The organism is Mycobacterium sp. TH-M116 (assembly GCF_057473685.1).
Map to the genome: position 1 here is coordinate 1 of NZ_JBYCLC010000216.1, position 4,070 is coordinate 4,070.

The 4,070-nt window shown below is 69.2% G+C and carries 4 protein-coding genes; all 4 read left to right on the top strand.

The window, feature by feature from the left end; genetic code table 11:
* The coding region (mshA, locus tag AC2VOK_RS11255; RefSeq protein ID WP_428900543.1) for a D-inositol-3-phosphate glycosyltransferase at positions 1-1,269 on the top strand (1,269 nt) is incomplete at its 5' end.
* Positions 1,266-1,802 (top strand): type III secretion system chaperone family protein, encoded by a 537-nt coding sequence (locus tag AC2VOK_RS11260; RefSeq protein ID WP_428900544.1) that lies wholly within the window; start codon positions 1,266-1,268, stop codon positions 1,800-1,802. The genes mshA and AC2VOK_RS11260, both read left to right, overlap by 4 nt.
* Positions 1,803-1,894: 92 nt before the next feature.
* The gene (locus tag AC2VOK_RS11265) at positions 1,895-2,650 is read left to right on the top strand and encodes a phosphoglyceromutase (protein WP_428900545.1); all 756 of its coding nucleotides are present in this window, start codon (positions 1,895-1,897) and stop codon (positions 2,648-2,650) included.
* A gap of 150 nt (positions 2,651-2,800) precedes the next feature.
* Entirely contained in the window at positions 2,801-4,033 is a 1,233-nt protein-coding gene (locus tag AC2VOK_RS11270; protein ID WP_428900546.1) for a sensor histidine kinase, read from the top strand.
* The last annotated feature ends 37 nt before the right edge of the window (positions 4,034-4,070 follow it).

A 4,070-nucleotide genomic window follows, 5' to 3' on the forward strand; every position in this document is an offset into this window, starting at 1 on the left:
CAGCCGGGCACCGGCGACGCCGGCGGCATGAACGTCTACGTGCTGCAAAGCGCCCTGCACCTGGCGCGCAGGGGTATCGAGGTGGAGATCTTCACCCGCGCCACCGCGTCGGCCGACCCGCCGGTCGTGCGGGTGGCTCCGGGTGTGCTGGTGCGCAACGTGGTCGCTGGGCCGTTCGAGGGCCTGGACAAATACGACCTGCCCACCCAGCTGTGCGCGTTCGCGGCCGGGGTACTGCGGGCCGAGGCGTCCCACGAGCCCGGTTATTACGACGTCGTGCATTCGCATTACTGGCTGTCCGGGCAGGTCGGCTGGCTGGCCCGGGACCGCTGGGCGGTGCCGCTGGTACACACCGCCCACACGCTGGCCGCAGTGAAGAACGCAGCGCTGGCCCACGGTGACACTCCCGAGCCGCCGCTGCGCACGGTCGGAGAACAGCAGGTTGTCGACGAGGCCGATCGGCTGATCGTCAACACCGATGATGAAGCCGGACAACTGGTTTCGATCCACCATGCCGATCCGGCGCGAATCGACGTGGTCCACCCTGGGGTGGACCTCGACGTCTTCCGGCCGGGTGACCGCCGAACGGCCCGGAGCGCGTTGGGGCTGCCGCTCGACGGTCGTGTGGTGGCCTTCGTCGGCCGGATCCAGCCGCTGAAAGCGCCTGACATCGTGTTGCGGGCGGCCGCCCAGCTGCCGGGGGTGCGCGTTGTCGTGGCCGGTGGCCCTTCGGGCAGCGGGCTCACGCGACCGGAGGGCCTGGTCTCACTCGCCGAGGACCTCGGCATCAGCGAGCGGGTGACCTTCCTGCCGCCGCAGTCCCGCACGAACCTGGCCACGCTGTTCCAGGCGGCCGACCTGGTCGCGGTCCCGAGCTATTCGGAGTCGTTCGGGTTGGTCGCGATCGAGGCGCAGGCATGCGGAACGCCGGTGGTGGCCGCCGCGGTGGGCGGGCTGCCCGTTGCGGTGCGCGATGGAGTCACCGGCACCCTGGTGGGTAGCCACGACATCGACGACTGGGCCACGGCCCTCGGCGACCTGCTTCGGTTCGTGGACAGCCCGCGGGCCGAGGCGATGAGCCGGGCCGCAGTGGCACACGCCTCGAGGTTCTCCTGGGAGACCACCGCCGACGCACTGCTGGCCAGCTACCGGCGCGCGATCGGGGACTTCACCGGCGGGCGCCGGCGCCGCGGCGGCGCGCTGTCGTCGGACCGGGCGTCGGCGCGCGGTCCGCGCCGCTGGGTGTCGCGTCGAGGGGTGGGGGCATGACGCCGTCCGATCAGTCAGTGCGGCAGATGATCGAGAGCGCGCTGCAAGCCAGCGACCTGGCCTACTCCGAGACCCCCGGATCCCACGGCGGGCCGCCGGGGCTCGTCGTGGAACTGCCCGGGGAGCGCAAACTCAAGACCAACACCATCCTGAGCATCGGGGAACACTCGGTACGCGTCGAGGCGTTCGTGTGCCGCAAACCGGACGAGAACCATGAGGGCGTCTACCGGTTCCTGCTCAAGCGCAACCGCCGGCTCTACGGGGTCGCCTACACTCTCGACAACGTGGGCGACATCTATCTGGTGGGCAGGTTGTCGTTGGCCTCGGTCGACGCCGACGAGCTCGACCGGGTGCTCGGCCAGGTGCTCGAGGCGGTGGACTCGGACTTCAACACGTTGCTGGAGTTGGGTTTTCGCTCCTCGATCCAGAAGGAGTGGGACTGGCGGGTGTCGCGCGGCGAGTCGCTGAAGAACCTGCAGGCGTTCGCCCACCTGATCCACGAAGACGACGACGGGGCGCGCGAAGCGCGATGAGGTGGGGGTCCCACCCGCTTGCGGGGGCGAGTCGAGCAAAAATCCACGAAGACGACGACGGGGACCGTGCGTGCCCGTGAGATGCTAGGCCGATGCAACGACGAGACCCGGGCACGCTGGTGCTGCTGCGCCACGGTGAAAGCGAGTGGAACGCCAGCAATCAGTTCACGGGCTGGGTCGACGTCGGCCTGACCGACAAGGGGCGGGCCGAAGCGTTCCGCAGCGGCCGACTGCTGACCGAACACGACTTGTTGCCCGACGTGCTGTACACCTCGCTGCTGCGGCGGGCGATCAGCACGGCGCACATGGCTTTGGAGACCGCCGACCGGCTGTGGATTCCGGTACGGCGCAGCTGGCGGCTCAACGAACGCCATTACGGTGCGCTGCAGGGCCTGAACAAGGCCGACATCAAGGCGCGCTACGGCGAGGAACAGTTCATGGCCTGGCGGCGCAGCTACGACACCCCGCCACCGCCGATCGAGCAGGGCAGCCAGTTCAGCCAGGATGCCGACCCGCGTTACGCCGACATCGGCGGCGGCCCGCTGACCGAGTGCCTGGCCGACGTGGTGGACCGGTTCCTGCCGTATTTCACCGACGTCATCGTCCCGGATCTGCGTAGCGGCAAAACCGTGCTGGTCGTCGCGCACGGCAACTCGCTGCGTGCCATGATCAAATACCTCGACGGGATGTCGGACGAGGAGATCGTCGGGAGCAACATCCCCACCGGCATCCCGCTTCGCTACGACCTGGATGCCCAGCTGCGGCCGATGGTTGCCGGCGGCACCTACCTCGACCCGGAAGCCGCCGCCGCCGGCGCCGCGGCGGTTGCCGGGCAGGGCCGCGCCTAGCCCACGGCGGCGTGCGCGGCGCCCCGGAACCCGGGTTTGCCAAACATCACGTGAACGACAGCCGAATACCTGTTGCGTAGCCTGTGACTTGTCCGATTTTGGCCTCATTCCGCTAGGGCTGCGTTCAGAAGGATTTGTAGGATTTTCCATGTGACTGTGTTCTCGGCAGTGTTGCTGGCCGGGGTCTTGTCCGCGGTGGCGCTGGCCGTGGGTGTTGCGGCCGGCATTCGGCTGTCGTCGCGGCTGGCCCAGCGCCGGCAGCGGGCGGCCGCCGAGTCCACCGGGATCACGGTCGCGCAGATGCTGCAGCGAATCGTCGGACTGATGCCGTTGGGCGCGGCGGTGGTGGACTGCCATCGCGACGTCGTCTACCGCAACGAACGGGCCAAGGAACTGGGCCTGGTGCGCGAGCGGCAGCTTGACGACCAGGCCTGGCAGGCCGCGCAGCAGGCGCTGGACGGTGACGACGTCGAGTTCGACCTGCGGCCGGCGAAACGCGCGGCTGGGCGCTCGGGGTTGTCGGTGCACGGGCATGCCCGGTTGTTGAGCGAGGAGGACCGCCGGTTCGCGGTGGTCTTCGCCCACGATCAGTCCGACTACGCCCGCATGGAGGCGACCCGGCGCGACTTCGTGGCCAACGTCAGCCACGAGCTGAAGACACCGGTCGGGGCGATGGCTCTGCTCGCCGAGGCCCTGCTGGCGTCGGCCGATGACTCCGAGACCGTCCGTCGGTTCGCCGAAAAGGTGCTCATCGAGGCCAACCGGCTCGGCGACATGGTCGCCGAGCTCATCGAGTTGTCCCGGTTGCAGGGCGCCGAGCCGTTGCCGAACGTCACCCCCATCGACGTCGACGCCGTCGTCTCCGAGGCGATTTCGCGCCACAAGGTGGCCGCCGACAACGCTGACATCGAGGTCCGCACCGATTCGCCCAGTGGCCTGCAGGTGCTGGGCGACCAGACGCTGCTGGTCACCGCGCTGGCCAACCTGGTGTCCAACGCGATCGCCTATTCGCCGCCGGGGTCGCCGGTGTCCATCAGCCGCCGCCGCCGCGGGGAAAACGTCGAGATCGCCGTCACCGACCGCGGCATCGGGATCGCCCTGGAAGACCAGGAGCGGGTCTTCGAGCGGTTCTTCCGTGGCGACAAGGCGCGCTCGCGGGCAACCGGCGGCAGCGGGCTGGGCCTGGCCATCGTCAAGCACGTCGCGGCCAACCACAACGGCAGCATCGGCGTGTGGAGCAAGCCGGGCACCGGGTCGACGTTCACGCTGTCCATCCCGGCTGCCCTACCGTCCCAGCGGGACGACGAGCGGGAACTCGAGCAACCGTGGGGTCGTGACGTGCGGCCCGACCGGTCCCAACGAGAGGAAGAACTGAGTCGATGACCCGCGCCTATGACGATGCAGAGCGCAGCGATGAGGA